The organism is Actinomadura keratinilytica (genome assembly GCF_039539665.1).
In the GTDB taxonomy this organism is placed as follows: Bacteria; Actinomycetota; Actinomycetes; order Streptosporangiales; family Streptosporangiaceae; genus Spirillospora; species Spirillospora keratinilytica.
In genome coordinates, this window is the sequence record NZ_BAABDO010000011.1 from 62,614 (window position 1) to 80,450 (window position 17,837).

Annotated in this window: 13 protein-coding genes and 1 tRNA gene; 6 read left to right on the forward strand and 8 right to left on the reverse strand. The window is 72.9% G+C overall.

Features of this window, described 5'->3' with window-relative positions; translation table 11 throughout:
* Nucleotides 1-17: 17 nt before the first annotated feature.
* Both ABD879_RS06190 and ABD879_RS06195 read left to right on the forward strand, forming a co-directional pair.
* The gene (locus ABD879_RS06190; RefSeq protein ID WP_345018302.1) at nucleotides 18-2,000 is read left to right on the forward strand and encodes a hypothetical protein; all 1,983 of its coding nucleotides are present in this window, start codon (nucleotides 18-20) and stop codon (nucleotides 1,998-2,000) included.
* A 109-nt stretch (nucleotides 2,001-2,109) separates the two neighbouring features.
* A complete protein-coding gene (locus ABD879_RS06195) occupies nucleotides 2,110-2,652 on the forward strand; it encodes a hypothetical protein (RefSeq protein ID WP_345018304.1) in 543 nt (180 codons plus the stop codon).
* A 63-nt stretch (nucleotides 2,653-2,715) separates the two neighbouring features.
* Here ABD879_RS06195 and ABD879_RS06200 read toward each other — a convergent pair whose 3' ends face one another.
* Both ABD879_RS06200 and ABD879_RS06205 read right to left on the reverse strand, forming a co-directional pair.
* Nucleotides 2,716-3,834 (reverse strand): alpha/beta hydrolase, encoded by a 1,119-nt coding sequence (locus tag ABD879_RS06200; RefSeq protein ID WP_345018306.1) that lies wholly within the window; start codon nucleotides 3,832-3,834, stop codon nucleotides 2,716-2,718.
* 96 nt (nucleotides 3,835-3,930) lie between these two features.
* Nucleotides 3,931-5,079 (reverse strand): cystathionine gamma-synthase, encoded by a 1,149-nt coding sequence (locus ABD879_RS06205; protein ID WP_345018308.1) that lies wholly within the window; start codon nucleotides 5,077-5,079, stop codon nucleotides 3,931-3,933.
* Nucleotides 5,080-5,324: 245 nt separating this feature from the next.
* On the opposite strand from ABD879_RS06205, the gene ABD879_RS06210 reads away from it, so the two are divergent.
* On the forward strand, nucleotides 5,325-7,481 hold the full coding sequence (locus ABD879_RS06210) for an MMPL family transporter (RefSeq protein WP_345018310.1): 2,157 nt from the start codon (nucleotides 5,325-5,327) through the stop codon (nucleotides 7,479-7,481).
* A 201-nt stretch (nucleotides 7,482-7,682) separates the two neighbouring features.
* Here ABD879_RS06210 and ABD879_RS06215 read toward each other — a convergent pair whose 3' ends face one another.
* Nucleotides 7,683-9,065, reverse strand: coding sequence for a cystathionine beta-synthase (locus ABD879_RS06215; RefSeq protein WP_345018312.1), 1,383 nt, complete (start codon nucleotides 9,063-9,065; stop codon nucleotides 7,683-7,685).
* 174 nt (nucleotides 9,066-9,239) lie between these two features.
* Here ABD879_RS06215 and ABD879_RS06220 point away from each other — a divergent pair, with 174 nt between their 5' ends.
* From ABD879_RS06220 to ABD879_RS06230, 3 genes are all read left to right on the forward strand, one after another.
* Nucleotides 9,240-10,277, forward strand: coding sequence for an SGNH/GDSL hydrolase family protein (locus tag ABD879_RS06220; protein WP_345018314.1), 1,038 nt, complete (start codon nucleotides 9,240-9,242; stop codon nucleotides 10,275-10,277).
* Nucleotides 10,278-10,399: 122 nt separating this feature from the next.
* Nucleotides 10,400-11,620 carry an acetyl-CoA C-acetyltransferase gene (locus ABD879_RS06225; RefSeq protein ID WP_345018316.1) on the forward strand — a complete coding sequence of 407 codons (1,221 nt, stop codon included), beginning with the start codon at nucleotides 10,400-10,402 and terminating at the stop codon, nucleotides 11,618-11,620.
* A gap of 192 nt (nucleotides 11,621-11,812) precedes the next feature.
* Complete coding sequence (locus ABD879_RS06230; protein WP_345018317.1) at nucleotides 11,813-12,040, forward strand: DUF4287 domain-containing protein; 228 nt, start codon at nucleotides 11,813-11,815, stop codon at nucleotides 12,038-12,040.
* Between the two features lie 427 nt (nucleotides 12,041-12,467).
* Here ABD879_RS06230 and ABD879_RS06235 read toward each other — a convergent pair whose 3' ends face one another.
* The 5 genes from ABD879_RS06235 to ABD879_RS06255 form a co-directional block, all read right to left on the reverse strand.
* Nucleotides 12,468-13,280: a Bax inhibitor-1/YccA family protein gene (locus ABD879_RS06235; RefSeq protein WP_345018318.1), complete on the reverse strand. Its 813-nt coding sequence runs from the start codon at nucleotides 13,278-13,280 to the stop codon at nucleotides 12,468-12,470.
* A 355-nt stretch (nucleotides 13,281-13,635) separates the two neighbouring features.
* Nucleotides 13,636-13,708, reverse strand: a tRNA-Leu gene (locus ABD879_RS06240).
* Nucleotides 13,709-13,907: 199 nt separating this feature from the next.
* Entirely contained in the window at nucleotides 13,908-15,182 is a 1,275-nt protein-coding gene (locus ABD879_RS06245) for a class I SAM-dependent methyltransferase (protein ID WP_345018320.1), read from the reverse strand.
* 115 nt (nucleotides 15,183-15,297) lie between these two features.
* A complete protein-coding gene (locus tag ABD879_RS06250; protein ID WP_345018322.1) occupies nucleotides 15,298-16,656 on the reverse strand; it encodes an NAD(P)/FAD-dependent oxidoreductase in 1,359 nt (452 codons plus the stop codon).
* Nucleotides 16,657-16,892: 236 nt separating this feature from the next.
* The gene (locus ABD879_RS06255) at nucleotides 16,893-17,741 is read right to left on the reverse strand and encodes a uracil-DNA glycosylase (protein ID WP_345018324.1); all 849 of its coding nucleotides are present in this window, start codon (nucleotides 17,739-17,741) and stop codon (nucleotides 16,893-16,895) included.
* Nucleotides 17,742-17,837: the final 96 nt, after the last annotated feature.

Consider the following 17,837-nt stretch of genomic DNA (forward strand, 5'->3'; position numbering starts at 1 on the left):
AAGAACCTGGGGGTTCGATGAGCCGTTACCGGTACGGGCCGTATCAGGGCGGGCCCGACCCGCTGGCCCCGCCGTACGACGTGCGGGCCGCGCTGGACGCGATGGGCGACTCGGTGCTGGAGGGGACCCGCCCCGAGGAGGCGCTGCGCGAGCTGCTGCGCCGCGGCCTGCCCGGCGCGCAGGGCCGCCGCGGGCTGGACGACCTGCTGCGCGAGGTGCGGCGGCGCCGCCGCGAACTGCGCGAGCGCGGCCGCCTGGACGGGACGCTGGAGCAGGTGCGCGCGCTGCTGGACACCGCGATCGGGCAGGAGCGGGCCGAGCTGTTCCCCGACCCCAGCGACGAGGCCCGGCTGCGCGAGGCCGAGCTGGACGCGCTGCCGTCCGACACCTCCCAGGCGGTGCGGCGGCTGGCCGACTACGACTGGCGGTCGGACGCGGCCCGCGCCACCTACGAGCAGCTCAAGGACCTGCTGCGGCGCGAGGTGCTGGACGCCCGCTTCCAGGGCATGAAGCAGGCCCTCAGCAGCCAGGACCCGCGGGTGATGCAGCGGGTCAAGGACATGATGGCCGCGCTGAACGACATGCTCGACCGGGACGCCCGCGGCGAGCACACCCAGGCCGACTTCGACCGGTTCATGCGCGAGTACGGGGACTTCTTCCCGGAGAACCCGCAGAACCTGGAGGAGCTGGTCGACTCGCTGGCCCGCCGCGCGGCCGCCACGGAGCGCCTGCTGGACTCGCTGACGCCCGAGCAGCGCGCCGAGCTGGCCGGGCTGATGGACCAGGTCATGCAGGACGCGGGCCTGGCCATGGAGATGGCCCGGCTGACCGACGCGCTGCGCGCCCGCCGTCCCGACCTGGCCTGGGGCGGGCAGGAGCAGATGACCGGGCAGGACCCGCTCGGCATGGGCGACGCCACCACCGCGCTCGCCGAGCTGGCCGACCTGGCCGAACTGGAGGCCGCGCTCGCCCAGGACTACCCGGGCGCGCGGCTGGACGACATCGACGAGGAGGCGGTCCGCCGCGCGCTGGGCCGCCAGGCCGTCGACGACCTGGCGCAGCTGCGCCGCATCGAGGCCGAGCTGGAGCGCCAGGGCTACCTGCAGCGCCGCCGCGGCGGCCTGGAGCTGACGCCCAAGGCGGTGCGGCGGCTCGGCGAGACGGCGCTGCGCCGGGTGTTCGCCCGGCTCACCTCCGGCCGGCAGGGCGACCACGACCAGCGCGACGCCGGGCAGGCCGGGGAGCTGACCGGTTCCAGCCGGCCCTGGCGGTTCGGCGACGAGCAGCCCCTCGACGTCGTCCGCACGGTGGGCAACGCGATCCGCCGCAACGCCATGGAGGGCCCCGCCGAGGGCGGCGGCCTGCGCCCGCACGGCGTCCGGCTGGACGTCGACGACTTCGAGGTGCAGGAGACCGAGCGCCGCACCGCCGCGGCCGTGTGCCTGCTGGTGGACCTGTCGTACTCGATGGTGCTGCGCGGCACCTGGGCGGCGGCCAAGCAGACCACCCTGGCCCTGCACACCCTGGTGACCAGCAAGTACCCGCAGGACGCCATCCAGATCATCGGGTTCTCCAACTACGCCCGGGTGCTGCATCCCACCGAGATGGCCGGGCTGGACTGGGACATGGTGCAGGGCACCAACCTGCACCACGCGCTGATGATCGCCGGCCGGCATCTGGACCGGCACCCCGACTTCGAGCCGATCGTGCTGGTGGTCACCGACGGGGAGCCCACCGCGCACCTGCGCCCCGACGGCCGGTCCCTGTTCGACTACCCGCCGTCCCCCGAGACCCTCGTGCTGACGCTGGCCGAGGTCGACAAGATGACCCGGCGCGGCGCCTGCCTCAACGTGTTCATGCTGGCCGAGGACCGCCGCCTGGTGTCGTTCGTGGAGGAGGTGGCCCGGCGCAACGGCGGCCGGGTGTTCGCCCCCGACGCCGAACGGCTCGGCGAGTACGTCGTCAGCGACTACCTGCGGGTGCGCCGCGGCCGCCGCTGAGCGAGCGTCACCGTTCGGGGGGCCGCCCCCAAAATCCCCGTCAAGGGAGCGGGCGGGCCGCGCCCCACCCGCCGTCCGCCGCGGTCACCCGGTCGCTAGGGTCGGTGGTATGTCGACCACCGACCGGCTGCTGCTGTTCCTGCACATCGGGTTCGCGATCTTCACGCTGGGGCCGCTGACGGCCGCCACGATGGCCAGCCCGCGCTACATCCGCAAGGGCGACGTGGTGGTGCTGCGCTACCTCACCCGGATCACGCGGATCTACGGGCTGAGCACCCTGGGGATCTTCCTGTTCGGGCTGTTCCTGGCCAAGGGGCGGTTCGACCAGATGTGGCTGACGGCGTCGATGACCCTGTTCCTGGTGGCGCTGGTCCTGCTGCTGCTCGTGGAACGCGACCAGCGCAAGGCCGCGCACGCGCTGGAGGTGGCGGCGGCCGAGGCGCGGCGGCCGGTCGAGGCGGAGCGGCCGGAATCCGGGCCCGCCGGGGAGCGGCCCGCTCCGGCCGAGGGCGGGCAGAAGCCCGCCGGGGCGGTGGCCACCGCGACGTTCGAGGACGTCGCGCAGGTGGAACGCGGCCGCATCGCCGCGATCTCCGGCGTGGTGGCCCTGCTCTGGCTGGTGATCCTCGTCCTGATGATCTGGAACTCCTAGCGCGCCGAACCCCCACGCCGGTCGCGGCGGGGGGTTCAGCGGCGACGAACGAGCGGCCCCGCGTCAGCGGGTGCGGGCCTTGAGGAAGGACAGGATCCGCGGGTAGACGCTCGGGTCCTGCATCAGGGCGGGCCCGTGCATGCTGCCCGGCACCGCGACCACCGTGGCGGGCACTCCGGCGCGGTTGAGCGCCCCGGCCAGGCCGGTGCTCTGCGTGCGCGGGACGAACTCGGTGGTGCCGTGCATGATCAGCATCGGGGCGTCGCCCGACGAGGCGTGCGTGGCCGCGGTGGCGTCGTCGACCTTCGTCCAGCAGGTGGAGTTGCCGGTCACGGGACGGCAGCCCAGCAGCGTGACCACGGCGCGGCGCAGCTTGCGCTGGCCGGGGGTGGCGGTCGTCTCGGCGCCGGTCTGGTACGCCAGGTACGGGGTGTTGACCGGCGACAGCGCGACCACCCCGCGGACGCGCTGGGCGCCCTGGCCGTAGGCGCCGAGCTGGGTGGCCAGCAGCCCGCCGGCCGACGAGCCGATCACCGCGATGCGGTCCGGGTCGACGTTCCAGCGGGCGGCGTTGCGCTTGACGTAGTCGAGCGCGGCCTCGGCGTCGTCGCGCTGGGCGGGCCAGGCGGCGGTGCCCGCCAGCCGGTAGTTGGCGGCGAAGACCGCGAAGCCCTCGTTGGTCAGGCGGCGCGCGAAGTACTTCCAGCTGCTCTTGTCGCCGCCGAGCCAGTAACCGCCGTGCAGCAGCAGCACGCCCGGACGCTTGCCCGTCTGCCGCGCGCCCTGCGCCGTCGAGCCCTGCGCCGCGGACGGGCGCCAGTACGCGTCGAGGCGCTGGCGCGGCGCGGTCCCGTAGGCGTAGGTGACCGTGCGGGGCGGCGCGGGCGTCACCATCACCGCCCGCGCCGTCGTCACCGAGTCGCTGTCGGTGTCCGGGGCGGACGTGCCGGGCGAACCGGGGGTCTGCGACGGCGTCGACGCCCCCTCCGGACCGGACGGCTCCGCCGACGCCTCCGGCTCCGGCGTCGCCGACGTCGGCGACGGCGAGACGGTCGCCTCGGACGTGGCCTGCCCGCCGGACGGTGGGGTCGGCACGGTGGCCTGGGCGGCCCCGCCGGTCGCGGTGACGGCCGCGATGCAGGTGGCGGCGAACGCCGCTCCGCTCACCAATACCTTGCGCACCCCGGACCCTTTCCTGAAGAGATCTTGGTGCGCACATCATATAGAGCGGCCCCGGCCCGCGCCGGGCCATCGGCGCCGCCGCCGCGGCCGCCGAGGTCAGCCGAGCGCCCGACGCAGATCGGCCAGCAGGTCGCCGGCGTCCTCGATGCCGACCGACAGCCGCACCAGGTCGGCCGGGACCTCCAGCGGCGACCCGGCGGCCGAGGCGTGGGTCATCCGCGCCGGGTGCTCGATCAGCGACTCCACCCCGCCCAGGGACTCGCCGAGGGTGAACAGCTCCGTCCGCTCGCACACCCGCACGGCGGCCTCCTCCGACCCCATCCGGAAGGACACCATGCCGCCGAAGCCGCGCATCTGCTTGGCCGCGGTCTCGTGGCCCGGGTGGTCGGGCAGCCCGGGGTAGAGCACCTGCTCGACGGCCGGGTGCGCGGTGAGCATGTCCACCACGGCGGCGGCGTTGGCGCAGTGCCGGTCCATCCGCACCGCGAGCGTCTTGATGCCGCGCAGGGTCAGCCAGGCGTCGAACGGCCCGGCCACCGCGCCCATGGAGTTCTGGTGGAACGCCAGGCGCTCCCCCAGGTCGGCGTCGGCCGCCACCAGCGCGCCGCCGACCACGTCGGAGTGGCCGCCCAGGTACTTGGTGGTCGAGTGGACGACCACGTCGGCGCCCAGCGCCAGCGGCCGCTGCAGGTAGGGCGAGGCGAAGGTGTTGTCGACCACCAGCAGGGCGCCCGCCTCGTGCGCGACGGCGGCCAGCGCGGCGATGTCGGCCACGCCGAGCAGCGGGTTGGTCGGCGTCTCCACCCAGATGAGCCTCGTTTCGGGGCGCACGGCGGCGCGCACCGCGGCCACGTCGCCGAGCGGCACCGGGTCGTACGCCAGCCCCCACCGCTCGAACACCTTGGCGAACAGCCGGTAGGTGCCGCCGTAGGCGTCACCGGGGATGACGGCGTGGTCGCCCGGCGCGCACACCGTGCGCAGGAGGGTGTCCTCGGCGGCCAGCCCGGAGGCGAACGCCAGCCCCCGCGCTCCCCCCTCCAGTTCGGCCAGGCATACTTCCAGCGCGGTACGCGTCGGATTGGCCGAACGGGAGTACTCGTAGCCGCCGCGCAGCCCCCCGATGCCGTCCTGCTTGTAGGTCGAGACCTGGTAGATCGGGGGTACGACCGCCCCCGTGGCCGGGTCGGGCTCCTGCCCGGCGTGGATGGCCAGCGTCTCGAATGCCCGGTGAACCTCGTCGTCCATGAGCACGAGGCTATCCGCCCCCCGGCACTCCTTCGGGAGGAGGCGGTCCCCCATAGGTATCAGCCGCCATTTCGGCTCCCGGGTTGACCACTTTCGCCTGGTCGATCCCTACCGTTGAACGCGTAACCCGAGACGACTGTTCACTCCCGTTCCGGCGCCCCCGCACGCCGAGCGGCCCGAACCGAGCGCGCGATCCCCCCGGGGGTCGCGCGCGCGTACCGCTTCCCCCCATCGAAGGAAACCGCATGTTCGCACGCCTGGCCCGCGTGGTGGTCAGACACCCGTGGCTGACGCTCCTGACATGGGCGGTGGCCTGGGTCGCCATCGTCTTCCTGTCACCCTCGCTGAAGACCGAGTCCGACCAGAGCGAGTTCCTGCCGTCCTCCTACGAGGCCGTCCAGGCCGCCGAGCTGGCGCAGAAGTCCTTCCCGCAGCAGGCCGACGCCACCACCCTGATCGTGGTGAAGCGGTCCGACGGCGGGCAGCTCACCGCGGCCGACAGCGCCAAGATCGGGCAGGCCGCGCAGGCGCTGACGGCCAAGAAGTACCCGACGGTGCAGGCGTTCGCCACCGGCCCGCAGGCGGTGTCGCCCGACAAGAGGATCCAGCTGATCAGCGTGCCCATGAAGGGCACCTCGATGGACGCGCAGACCGACCAGGGCGAGGCGGTCAAGGACATCCGCAAGGACCTGCCGGGCCTGCTGGGGTCCGGGCTGACGGCCAACGTCGGCGGTGACGTCGCCACGTTCACCGACAACGAGGACTCCTTCAACACCTCGTTCGTCCTGGTGTCCGTCGGCACCTTCGTGCTGATCATCGGGCTGATCCTGCTGATCTTCCGGGCGCCGGTCGCGGCGATCCTGCCGATCATCGTGATCATGCTGACCGAGGCCATGGCCACCGGTCTGATCGGCGTCGCGTCCAAGCTGCTGGACTTCACCGGCGACGACAGCCTGCAGATCATCATGACGATCGTGCTGTTCGGCATCGGCGCCGACTACTACCTGTTCGTCCTGTTCCGCTACCGGGAGCGGCTGCGCGCCGGCGACGACAAGAAGACCGCGATGATCGTGGCGATGGAGCGGGTCGGCGAGGTCATCACCTCGGCCGCGGCCGCCATCGCGGTGACCTTCCTGGTGCTGATGCTCGCCTCGTTCGGCATCTTCTCCGCCTGGGGCCCGTCGCTGGCCATCGGCGTGCTGGTCATGGGCATCACGTCGCTGACGGTGTTCCCGGCGATCGTGTCGCTGCTGGGCCCGGCGGTGTTCTGGCCGTCCAAGTCGTGGAAGCAGCAGCCGACGGCGCGGGTCGCCACCGGCCTCGGCCGGATGGTCGGGCGGCGCCCGGCGCTGGTCGCGCTGGTCTCCGGGGGGCTGCTGGTCGTCCTGGCGGTCGGGGCGACCGGGTTCAAGGCCGACTACGACTTCCAGTCCAGCTTCCCGGACAACACCGAGTCCGCGCAGGCCATGAAGGACATGCAGAGCGCCTTCCCGGCCGGCCTGACCAAGCCCGTCCAGGTCTACCTGCAGTCGGAGAACGGGCAGCCGATCCCCAAGTCCGCGATCGAGTCGTTCCGGCAGCAGGCCGGGTCGCTGCCGGGGGTGGGCGGCGTGCAGCCCGCCCAGTCCGCGCCGGGCGGCCGGGTCGTCCAGGTGGACCTGCTGCTCAAGGACAACCCGGTGTCCAACGAGTCGATCAACCTGGTCAAGGACGAGCTGCGGCCCGCGGCCCACAAGATCACCCCGCCGGGCACGAAGATGCTGGTCGGCGGTGAGACCGCCATCTACGGCGACATCAACAAGGTGGTCAACCGCGACCTGTCGGTCATCCTGCCGGTGGCGGGCGTGCTGATCGCACTGATCCTGCTGCTCCTGCTGCGGTCGGTGGTCGCCCCGCTGTACCTGGTCCCGGCGGTGCTGCTCGGCTTCGCCGCCACCCTGGGCTCCGCGGTGTACCTGTTCCAGGGGCTGATGGGCGAGCCCGGCGAGGTCTTCCACCTGCCGATCATGCTGTACCTGTTCGTGCTGGCCATCGGGACCGACTACAACATCCTGATGACCGCGCGGCTGCGCGAGGAGGCCAAGGAGGGGCACGAGCCGCGGCGCGCCGCCGCGCTGGCGGTGGAGCACGGCGGCCCCACGGTCGCCGCGGCGGGCCTCATCCTGGCCGGCACCTTCGCGGTGATGCTGGTGGCCGAGGTCTCGATGCTGCGGCAGATGGGCTTCTCGATCGCCATCGGCATCGCGCTGTCGGCCTTCGTGATGTCGATCTTCCTGGTGCCGGGCGTCACCGCGCTGCTCGGCCACCGGGCCTGGTGGCCCGGGCACGGCGACCGGCCCGCCTCGCCCGGCAAGGCCGGCCCGCTGGAGGAGGAGTTCGCCCGCACGGGGGCCCGCACCTAGCGGGTCCCGGCCCGGCGGGGGCGGCGCCCCCGCGACCGATAGAGACGTTGGGCCGCGGAACGCCGGCCGACCTCGCCGCCCACACGCCGGCGGCCCGCGGCCCAACACCCGGGGAAGAAACCGAAGCGCCGGAGCCCCTCGCGCGGGGTTCCGGCGCTTCGCCGCGTCCGGGGGAAGGCGGCCCGCCCGCCGACCGGGCGGCTACCCGCCGGCGAGGAAGGCGAGCAGGTCCTGGCGGGTGAGCAGGCCCTTGGGCTTGCCGTCGACGAGCACGACCAGCGCGCCCGCCTTCTCCAGGACCGCCACGGCCTTGCTCACCGGCTCGCCGGACCCGATCGTCGGCAGCGGCGCCGACATGTGCTCGCCGATGGCGTCGCCCAGCGAGCCGCGGTCGCGCACCAGCAGGTCCAGCAGGTCGCGCTCGGCCACCGAGCCGACCACCTCGGCCGCCATGACCGGCGGCTCCTCCTTCATCACCGGAAGCTGCGACACCTCGTACTCGCGCATGATCGAGACCGCGGTCTCCACGGTCTCGTGCGGGTGGACGTGCACGAACTCCGGCAGCTGCCCGCTCTTGCGGGTGAGCACCTCGCCCACCCGGGCCTCCTCGGTGGCCGGGGTAAGGAAGCCGTAGTCCGCCATCCAGTCGTCGTTGAAAATCTTTGAAAGGTAGCCGCGGCCGCCGTCCGGCAGCAGCACCACGATCACCGCGTCCACGGCGGCGTCCTCCTCGAGGTCCGCGGCGACCCGCAGCGCGGCCGCCACCGCCATCCCGCACGACCCGCCGACCAGCAGCGCCTCCTCGCGGGCCAGCCGCCGGGTCATGGTGAACGACTCCTTGTCGGAGATCGCGATGACCTCGTCGCAGATCGTCCGGTCGTAGGTCTCCGGCCAGATGTCCTCGCCGACGCCCTCCACCAGGTACGGACGGCCGCTGCCCCCCGAGTACACCGAGCCCTCGGGGTCGGCGCCGATCACCTTGACCCGCCCGCCGGACGCCTCCTTCAGGTAGCGTCCCGCGCCGCTGATCGTGCCGCCGGTGCCGATGCCCGCCACGAAGTGGGTGATCCGCCCGTCGGTCTGCCGCCAGATCTCCGGGCCGGTGGTCTCGTAGTGCGAGCGCGGGTTGTCCGGGTTGACGTACTGGTTCGGCTTCCAGGCCCCGGGGATCTCGGCGGCCAGCCGGTCGGAGACCGAGTAGTACGACTCGGGGTGGTCGGGCGGCACCGCGGTCGGGCACACCACGACCTCGGCGCCGTACGCGCGCAGCACGTCCAGCTTGTCCTTGGCGACCTTGTCCGGGCACACGAAGACGCAGCGGTAGCCGCGCTCCTGCGCGACGATGGCCAGCCCCACCCCGGTGTTGCCGGAGGTCGGCTCGACGATCGTGCCGCCCGGCCGGAGCAGGCCGGACCGCTCGGCGGCGTCGATCATGCGGACCGCGATGCGGTCCTTGACCGAGCCGCCGGGATTGAAGTACTCCACCTTGGCGAGCACCTGTGGGCGCAGCCCGGCGGTGACTTTGCGCAGCCGGACGAGCGGGGTGTCGCCCATCAGCTCGACCAGCGAATCGTGTACCTGCACCGCGACTTCCTTGTCGAATCAGTTTGTTACATCCCTGTTCAACCAGCGTGTGCCTGGTCGGGGAGGGATGCGGGTTCGGATAGATTCCAAGTCCTGACGGTAGCCCAGTGAGACGGCGGCGGGCACGTTCCGGTGACGGTGCCGTGCCCGCCGGATACGGAGGGTCAACGGACGATGCTGAGAGCGTTGACGGCACGCCGCATCGCTACCGCCGCCGCCTACGGAGGCGGTGGCCTCACCGCCCTCGGGGGCCTGACCTTCGGTCTCCTCGTCGTCGAGGCCAAGCTGGCCCGCCGGATCATCCAGGCCACGCCCAACGGGGACCCGCCGGTCGCCGACGGCGTGTACGGGATCGGCGCCGGGGACGGGGAGGCGTCGGCCGCTCCGCTGTCGTTCGTGATGCTCGGCGACTCCACCGCGGCCGGGCTGGGCGTGCACGAGCCCGACGAGACGCCCGGCGCGCTGCTGGCCGCGGGCCTGTCGGCGATCGCGGGACATCCGGTGCGGCTGACCAACGTGGCGCTGTCGGGCGCCCGCTCCGAGGCGCTGCCCGGCCAGGTGGACAAGGCCCTGGCCGCCCACCCCGACATCGCCGTCATCATGATCGGCGCCAACGACGTCACCGCCCGGGTGCCGGCCGCCGAATCGGTGCGCCACCTGGCCGCGGCCGTGGAGCGGCTGCACGGCGCGGGCTGCCGGGTGGTCGTCGGCACCTGCCCCGACCTCGGCACGGTGCAGCCGGTGATGCAGCCGCTGCGGTGGATCGCCCGCCGCGCCAGCCGCCAGCTCGCCGCCGCGCAGACCATCGCGGTGGTCGAGCGCGGCGGGCGGACGGTGTCGCTGGGCGACCTGCTCGGCCGCGAGTTCGAGGCCGACCCGCGGGAGATGTTCAGCGCCGACCGCTACCACCCGTCCGCCCGGGGCTACGCCGCGGCGGCCGCCGCCGTGCTGCCGTCGATGGCCGCGGCCCTCGGGCTGGAGCCCGAGGTCGAGGAGCCGCCGGACGTGCGGCGCGGCGAGGGCATCCTGCCCGTCTACCTGGCCGCCGCCGAGGCCGCCGAGGAGCCCGGCACCGAGGTCGCCGGCACCCGGGTCGCGGGCCGCGAGCGCGGTCCCCGGGGCCGCTGGGCCACCCTGCTGCGGCGCCGCGAGGTCGGCGAGGCCGCCGGGGAGCCCGAGGACCCCGAGACGGTCCGGCACGGAGCGGCCTAGCCCCGGCGCCCCGGCGGTCTCCGCCGGGGCGCGGCCTGGGAAGACGGAGATCCGCCTGTTAGATTTCGGAAGTGACCGGCGGGTAACAACCGGCATCGGCCGCTGACACGAGGAGATCCGTCATGCCCGAGGCAGTCATCGTCGCCACCGCGCGCTCCCCGATCGGACGCGCCTTCAAGGGGTCGCTGAAGGACCTGCGCCCCGACGACCTCACCGCCGAGATGATCAAGGCGGCCATGGCCAAGGTGCCGCAGCTGGACCCGGGCCAGGTCGACGACCTGCTGCTCGGCTGCGGCCTGCCCGGGGGCGAGCAGGGCTACAACATGGCCCGCGTCGTCGCCGTGCTGCTCGGCTGGGACCAGGTGCCCGGCGCCACCATCACCCGGTACTGCTCCTCGTCCCTGCAGACCACCCGGATGGCCTTCCACGCGATCAAGGCGGGCGAGGCCGACGTGGTCATCTCGGCGGGCGTGGAGATGGTGTCCCGGTTCGCCAAGGGCAGCAGCGACGGCCTGCCCGACACCCAGAACCCGGTGTTCGCCGAGGCGATGGAGCGCACCGCCAAGCGCTCGGAGGGCCAGGCCGAACCCTGGCGCGACCCGCGCGAGGACGGCCGGATCCCCGACATCTACATCGCCATGGGCCAGACCGCCGAGAACGTCGCCCAGCTGCGCGGCGTCTCGCGGAAGGCGCAGGACGAGTTCGGCGTCCGCTCCCAGAACCTCGCCGAGAAGGCCATCGCCAACGGCTTCTGGGCGTCCGACATCACCCCCGTCACCCTCCCGGACGGCACCGTCGTGGACAAGGACGACGGCCCCCGCCCGGGCACCACCTACGAGAAGGTCGCGGCGCTGCAGCCGTCCTTCCGCCCCGACGGGACGGTCACCCCCGGCAACTGCTGCCCGCTCAACGACGGCGCCGCGGCCGTGGTCATCATGAGCGACGCCAAGGCCGCCGAACTGGGCATCACCCCGCTGGCGCGGATCGTGTCCACCGGCGTGTCCGCGCTGTCCCCGGAGATCATGGGGCTGGGCCCGGTCGAGGCGTCCCGCCGGGCGCTGGCGCGGGCCGGCATGACCATCGACGACATCGACCTGGTCGAGATCAACGAGGCGTTCGCCGCCCAGGTGCTGCCGTCCGCCGAGGAGCTGGGCGTCGACATGGACAAGCTCAACGTCAACGGCGGCGCCATCGCGGTCGGCCACCCGTTCGGCATGACCGGCGCCCGGATCACCTCCACCCTGATCAACAGCCTGCGCTTCCACGACAAGCAGTTCGGGCTGGAGACCATGTGCGTCGGCGGCGGCCAGGGCATGGCGATGGTGGTCGAGCGGCTGTCCTGAGCCCGCCCTCGGTCGGCCCTGCACGATCTGCTGGTGCGCGACGCCCGCCCGCGAGCACAGCGGCGGGCGTCGCGCCCGGTACGTTACAAATGATCTACGTTACGCCAGCGATAGGTCCCCGTTAGGGGGTTGTCACTTCCGGCGCGGTGTTGCACAGTCCAAGGAAGAGCCCCGCCGACCTGGAGGTGCCAATTGTCCCTGAACCACTCGCCGGAGACGCACAGCAAGCTGCTCGCCCGCATCCCCGCGGTCACCGGTCGTGACCTACCCGAGTGGTTCACCACCATCGAGAACGGCCCGTCGTTCCTGCGCTGCGAGGAACGCTGCAACTGGCTCGTCGAGGAGCACGGCATCTCGCACGGATACGCCGCCGCCCTCGTCCGCGAACACGAGCGCACCCGCCGCGCCCGGCACTACTGATCGCGGGCAAGGCCGTGCGCCCGTGAGTTCCGCTCACCCGCGCCTTCGCCCGTGACCGGCATGTCCCTTTAGGGGACGCCCTCCGAGAAATCCCGTCCGGCTGCAAGGACTCGACCGGCCGAGCCGACCGGACCCCGCAATCCGCTGCAGGACCTCCCCGGGGAGGTCGCACTCCGCGCGTCGTCGCGACGGACCGACACAACCGCATAGCCGCCCGGGCGTCTCACGACGTTCGTTTCGTCGGCGCCGCCGATATCGGCGACCGGGCGTGACGGGACGGACCCGTCCAAGCAATGCCCCCGCACACCGTGGCGCCGGGCGTCACGGTCCGTGACGCAGAGTCCGCCCCGTAACGGGTCCGCCCCCGCACCGGCTCGCGCCGGTGCGGGGGCGGATCCTCGTCTGAAGTACGGGGCGTTTCTCGCGGTCAGTCGCGGCCTGAGAAGTAGGACAGGAACCGCAGCAGCTCCAGGTAGATCCACACGAGGCTGAGCACCAGCCCGAACGCGCAGTACCAGGCGAGCTTCTCGGGCGCCCCGGCCCGCACTCCCTGCTCGATGGAGTCGAAGTCCAGCAGCAGGAACAGGCAGCCGAGCAGGATGGCGGCCACGCTGAACACGTAGGCCAGCGGGTTGCTCGGGTCGCGGATGCCGATGCCGTCGTCGGCGCCGAACAGCTGGACGACCAGGTTGACCAGCATCAGCCCGACCAGCGCCAGGCCCGCCGCGAAGACGAACCGGGCGAACTTGGGGGTGACGCGGACGATGCGCAGCGAGTGGACGGCGAGCATCGCCCCGAACGCCAGCGCGGTGCCGATCACCGCCTGGAACACCACGCCGTGGTAGACGTCGTTGTAGGCGTGGCTGATGATGCCGACCGCGACGCCGTACACCGCGGCGAACGCCAGCACCAGCGGCGCGTTGGCCTTCTGCCCGAAGGTGATGAAGGCCCAGATGCCCACCTCGGCGATGACCGCCACGGCCAGCACCGGCATGGCCAGCTCGGCGGGCACCAGCGTCCACGACAGCGCGGCCCCGACCACCAGCGTCAGCAGCGTGAGGAACCCGCGGACGACGACGTCGTCGATGGTCATCGGCCGGGTGGCCGCGGGTGCGGGCGGCGCGTAGCCGGGCGCGTTGTACACGTCATACACCTGCTGGGGCGGTGGCGCGCCGTAGCCGCCACCTCCCATCTGCCGCCCGAAGGCATTGCCCCGGAAGGCCGGGTTCCTGCTCTCCATCACTAGCCTCCACAGTGGCTGACCTCTTCGATCAGTCTAGACGTGACAGGCATTCCCCATGTTCCCCAGGGATATGACGGCTTGGTATCGGTCCCGTGTCACCTGGCCGCCCTTCACACCGCATTCCACATGGTCTTGCCGCCGTCGAGCAGGGCACCACTCGTGCCGCCCCTGGCCGGACCGGGACCACGTACGCAGCCGCCCGCCCCACGGCCCCCGCTCATACGGCCATCCGCCACCGCGCCGCACACGCACCCCCGGCCCCAACGGGGGTTCAGGGGGTCGCCCCCCTGGAAAACACCGCGGGCCACGGCGAAGCCGAGCAAGGCTCGGCGAGCACATGTCTCCTGCCTCGTGCCCCCGGTCGGATTCGAACCGACACATAAGCTCTTTTAGGGAGCCTGCCTCTGCCATTGGGCTACAGGGGCGGCGTCATCATACCCAGGATCTTCGAATGCTCTGCGGGTGATATTCGAGCGGGGCGACATTTGGCGTCAAGCGCGGGCGGAGCGGACGGAGACGTATCCGAAACCTCCAGGTACGGGCGGGAACGCGCTGGTCAGCAAGGGTGATCACAAAACCGCCGGTTTTGCGGACAGAAGCTGTCAAACCAGGAAAAGGTACGGCTCAACCGCTCATCACCGCTCGTCCCTCCACCAGGGTGGTGCCGGCGCGGCCGTCGCGGTCGCGGCGGATGGCGTAGATCTCGTGGACGCCGACGCGGCCGCTCTCGCAGGCCAGCGCGGACGCGGCGAGGTAGAGCAGCCACACCCGGACCCGGCCGGGGCCGGCCAGTTCGGCGCACTCGTCCCAGCGGCGCTGCAGGTTCGCCGCCCAGGCCCGCAGCGTGCGGGCGTGGTGCTCGCGCAGCGCGCCGACGCCGCGCACCTCAAGGCCCGCCTCCTCCAGCGCGCCGACCAGCTCGGCGAGCGGCCGCAGCTCCCCGTCCTCGGGGAACATGTAGCTGGTGGTGAAGGTGCGGCGGATGCGGTGGCGGCCGGGGCGGCGCACCGCCTGCTGGACCAGCAGGCGCCCGCCCGGGGCCAGCAGCTCGTACAGCCGGGGGAAGGCGCGGTCGAGCGTCTCCAGACCCGCCAGGCCGACGATGGCGTCGTACGGGCCGTCGCCCGCGCCGGTGAGGTCGGCGTCGCGCAGGCCCACCTCGACGCGGTCGGTGACGCCCGCCTCCCCGGCCTGTTCGCGGACGTGGTCCACCTGGGCGCGGGAGCGCGCCAGCGCCACCACGCGGGCGCCGTGGTCGCGGGCGAGGGGGACGGTCAGCGCGCCCCAGCCGCAGTTGAGGTCCAGCACGCGCGCGCCGGGGAACAGGCCGAGCCGTTCGGCGACCTGGCCGAGGGCGGCCCGCTGGGCGTCCTCCAGGTCGACGGCCTCGTCCCACAGGCCGGTGCCGTGCGCCATGCTCGGGCCGAGCAGCCGGGCGAAGAACGCCCCGGACTCGCGCAGCGGCCCGCCCACGTCGCCGCGGCCGCCGGTGGGGAACTCCTCCGGCGGCGGCTTGGGCTCGGGGCCGACCGCGCCGAGGGTGACGGCGGTGCGCACGATCTCGCGCTTGTCGTCGCTGCTGAGCCGGATGGGCTCGTCGCCGCTGCGCATGACCCGCTGCACGGCGCCGAGCGCGGCGAACACGTCGCCCTCGATGTCCAGTTCACCGGCGACGTAGGCGCGCACCAGGCCCATCTCGCCGGGTTTCCACAGCAGGCGGCGCAGCGCCCGGCGGTGCCGGATGACGAAGGTGGGCGCTCCGGCGGGTCCGATGGTGCTGCCGTCCCAGGCCCGTACCCGTATCGGCAGGTCGTTCGCGGCCTGCCCGTCCTCGTCCGCCCCCAGCATGATCCGCGTCAGCAGCGGTGCCAGCCGTGCGGCGACCCCGTCGTTCCTCACCGTCCACCGCGCATGCCCGGCGCGCCTCCCCTCCCGGTGCCGTCCGCGTCACCGAGTGCCCCCCACGGTGCCTCATCGCCGGACGCGGACCTGGCCCGGTCCGGCGGGACCGCGCTCACCCGGTGTGCCGTCGACCGGCCGCCAGCTCGAACTCCTTGCGCGGAGCCTGCAGCGCGCCGAGCGAGACGATCTCCCGCCGGAAGAACGCCGCGAGCGTCCAGTCGCCGGTGATCCGAATTTTACGGTTCACCGTCGGCATTCGAGACAGATGGTAGGTCCGGTGCAGGAACCAGGCGAGGCGGCCCTTGAGCTTGATGCCGTAGACGTTCGCCACGCCCTTGTGCAGGCCGAGCCCGGCCACCGAGCCGACGTACCGGTGAATGTACGGCTTGCGCGGCGCCCCGCGCAGGTCGGCGACGATGTTGTCGGCCAGCCGCTTGGCCTGCCGCACCGCGTGCTGGGCGTTGGGCGCGGTGTAGTCGCCCACCGAGGTCAGGTCGGGGACGGCGGCGTTGTCGCCCGCGGTGTAGACGTGCGGCACGCCCTCGACGGTGAGTTCGGCGGTGGCCTTCAGTCGGCCTTTTTCGTCGACGGGCAGGTCGCTGTCGCGCACGACCGGGTGCGGTTTGACGCCCGCCGTCCACACCAGGGTCCCGGCGTCGAACTCCTCGCCGTCGCTGAGCACGATGTGGTGGTCCTCGGCGGACTTCAGCAGCGTCTTCAGCCGGACCTCGATGCCGCGGCGGCGCAGCGCCTCGATCGTCCAGCGGCCCATCTCGGGGCCGACCTCGGGCAGGATGCGGTCGGTGGCCTCGACGAGGATCCAGCGCATCTCCCGGGGGTCCAGCCCGTGGTACCAGCGGCAGGCGTCGCTGGCCATGTCCTCCAGTTCGCCGAGCGCCTCCACGCCCGCGAAGCCGCCGCCGACGAACACGAAGGTCAGCGCGCGCTGGCGGGCCCTCGGGTCGCGCACGGACGCGGCGATGTCCAGCTGGCGCAGCACGTGGTTGCGCAGGAAGATCGCTTCCTCGACCGTCTTGAAGCCGACGCCGCATTCGGCCAGCCCGGGGATGGGCAGGGTGCGGGAGATCGATCCGGCGGCCACCACGAGGTAGTCGTAGGGCAGTTCGAGCACGCCGTCCGGGACGGTCTCCGCGCCGACCGGGCTGACCGTCACGCACCGCCGGGCATGGGAGATCTCGGTGACGTTGCCGGTCACGATCCGGCACCGCCGCAGGATCTTGCGCAGCGGCGCGACCACGTGCCGCGGTTCCAGGTTCCCGGCGGCGGCCTCCGGCAGGAACGGCTGGTAGGTCATGTAGGAGTGCGGGTTGATCACCGTGATGACGACCTCGTGCCGCCGCAGCCGTGCCCGCAACCTGCGTTGCAGCCGCAGCGCGGTGTACATGCCGACGTAGCCGCCGCCGACGATGACGATCCGCTTGGCACCGTCCGGGATAGACAGAGCAGACATACGGCAGCGGTACCCACGGATCTGTTCAGATCACGCGATCCGGAACGGCAGTCGCGACAGTCCGAACCTCGGGCCCCATTCGAGCATCTACACGGATGTAACGCCCACACGGGCGGTTCGCGCGGCATCGGGCAGAGTCCAACGGGGGCGACTCTGCCCGATGCGCGTTCTCGCGGGTTCGGCGCCGGCGGGAGTTCGGGGCCCAATGGTCGGAGCCGGTGGTCGGAGCCCGGTGGTCAGAGCCCGGCCAGCGACCGGGCCTCGGTGAACACCGCGTCCAGCATCTCCGCGGTGACCCGGCCGGTGAAGGTGTTCTGCTGGCTGGGGTGGTAGCAGCCGAGCAGCGTGACGGCCGGTCCCTCGCCTCCCGGCGGGCCGAGTTCGACCCGCGCGCCGTGCCCGAACGGCGGACGCGGGCGGGGCAGCCCGTAGCCGGCCTGCGCGAGCGCGGGCCACACGCCCTGCCAGGCGTATCCGCCGAGCGCGACGATGCAGCGGACGGTGGGCGCCGTCTCGGCGACCTCGCGCGCCAGCCACGGCAGGCAGGCGGCGCGTTCGGCGGGGGTGGGCCGGTTGCCGGGCGGGGCGCAGCGCACGGTTGCGGCCACCCGCGCACCCTGCAGCCGCTGCCCGTCGCCCGCGTGGACGCTGGTGGGCAGCGCGGCCAGGCCGACGCGGTGCAGGGACGCGAACAGCCAGTCGCCGGACCGGTCGCCGGTGAAGATCCGCCCGGTGCGGTTGCCGCCGTGCGCGGCCGGGGCCAGGCCGACGATGAGCAGGCGCGGCCGCGGGTCGCCCCATCCCGGCACCGGCCGTCCCCAGTACTCCTGGTCGGCGAACGCGCGGCGCCGTTCGACCGCGACGCGTTCGCGCCACTCGACGAGCCGGTCGCAGGCGCGGCACACCGACTGGCGGGCGCACAGTTCGGCGAGGTCGGGCGCCGTGGCCGCCAGTTCGGCGACCTCCTGCGCGGTGTGCGCGACGGGGGTGCCGGGGGCGGCGGGATCCTCCGGCCATCCCGTTCCCGGAGGGACGAATCGGGCTCGGGGGGATGAATCTCCGCCCGGGGTGTGCGGGCTGGTCATGGCACGATCCTGCCATGCGGGGCACGCCGCCCCGATACGCCGCCGGGGCGGCCGGTCTCGGTACGATGCGACACGCCGGTCGGGGAGGCGGTGTCC

What these genes read in the sequence shown, in the direction of transcription:
- ABD879_RS06225 (WP_345018316.1), top strand. Translation starts at nt 10,400, where the DNA reads ATGCCCGAGGCAGTCATCGTCGCCACCGCGCGCTCCCCGATCGGACGC.
- ABD879_RS06220 (WP_345018314.1), top strand. Translation starts at nt 9,240, where the DNA reads ATGCTGAGAGCGTTGACGGCACGCCGCATCGCTACCGCCGCCGCCTAC.
- ABD879_RS06190 (WP_345018302.1), top strand. Translation starts at nt 18, where the DNA reads ATGAGCCGTTACCGGTACGGGCCGTATCAGGGCGGGCCCGACCCGCTG.
- ABD879_RS06235 (WP_345018318.1), bottom strand. Translation starts at nt 13,280, where the DNA reads ATGGAGAGCAGGAACCCGGCCTTCCGGGGCAATGCCTTCGGGCGGCAG.
- ABD879_RS06205 (WP_345018308.1), bottom strand. Translation starts at nt 5,079, where the DNA reads ATGGACGACGAGGTTCACCGGGCATTCGAGACGCTGGCCATCCACGCC.
- ABD879_RS06195 (WP_345018304.1), top strand. Translation starts at nt 2,110, where the DNA reads ATGTCGACCACCGACCGGCTGCTGCTGTTCCTGCACATCGGGTTCGCG.
- ABD879_RS06250 (WP_345018322.1), bottom strand. Translation starts at nt 16,656, where the DNA reads ATGTCTGCTCTGTCTATCCCGGACGGTGCCAAGCGGATCGTCATCGTC.
- ABD879_RS06255 (WP_345018324.1), bottom strand. Translation starts at nt 17,741, where the DNA reads ATGACCAGCCCGCACACCCCGGGCGGAGATTCATCCCCCCGAGCCCGA.
- ABD879_RS06210 (WP_345018310.1), top strand. Translation starts at nt 5,325, where the DNA reads ATGTTCGCACGCCTGGCCCGCGTGGTGGTCAGACACCCGTGGCTGACG.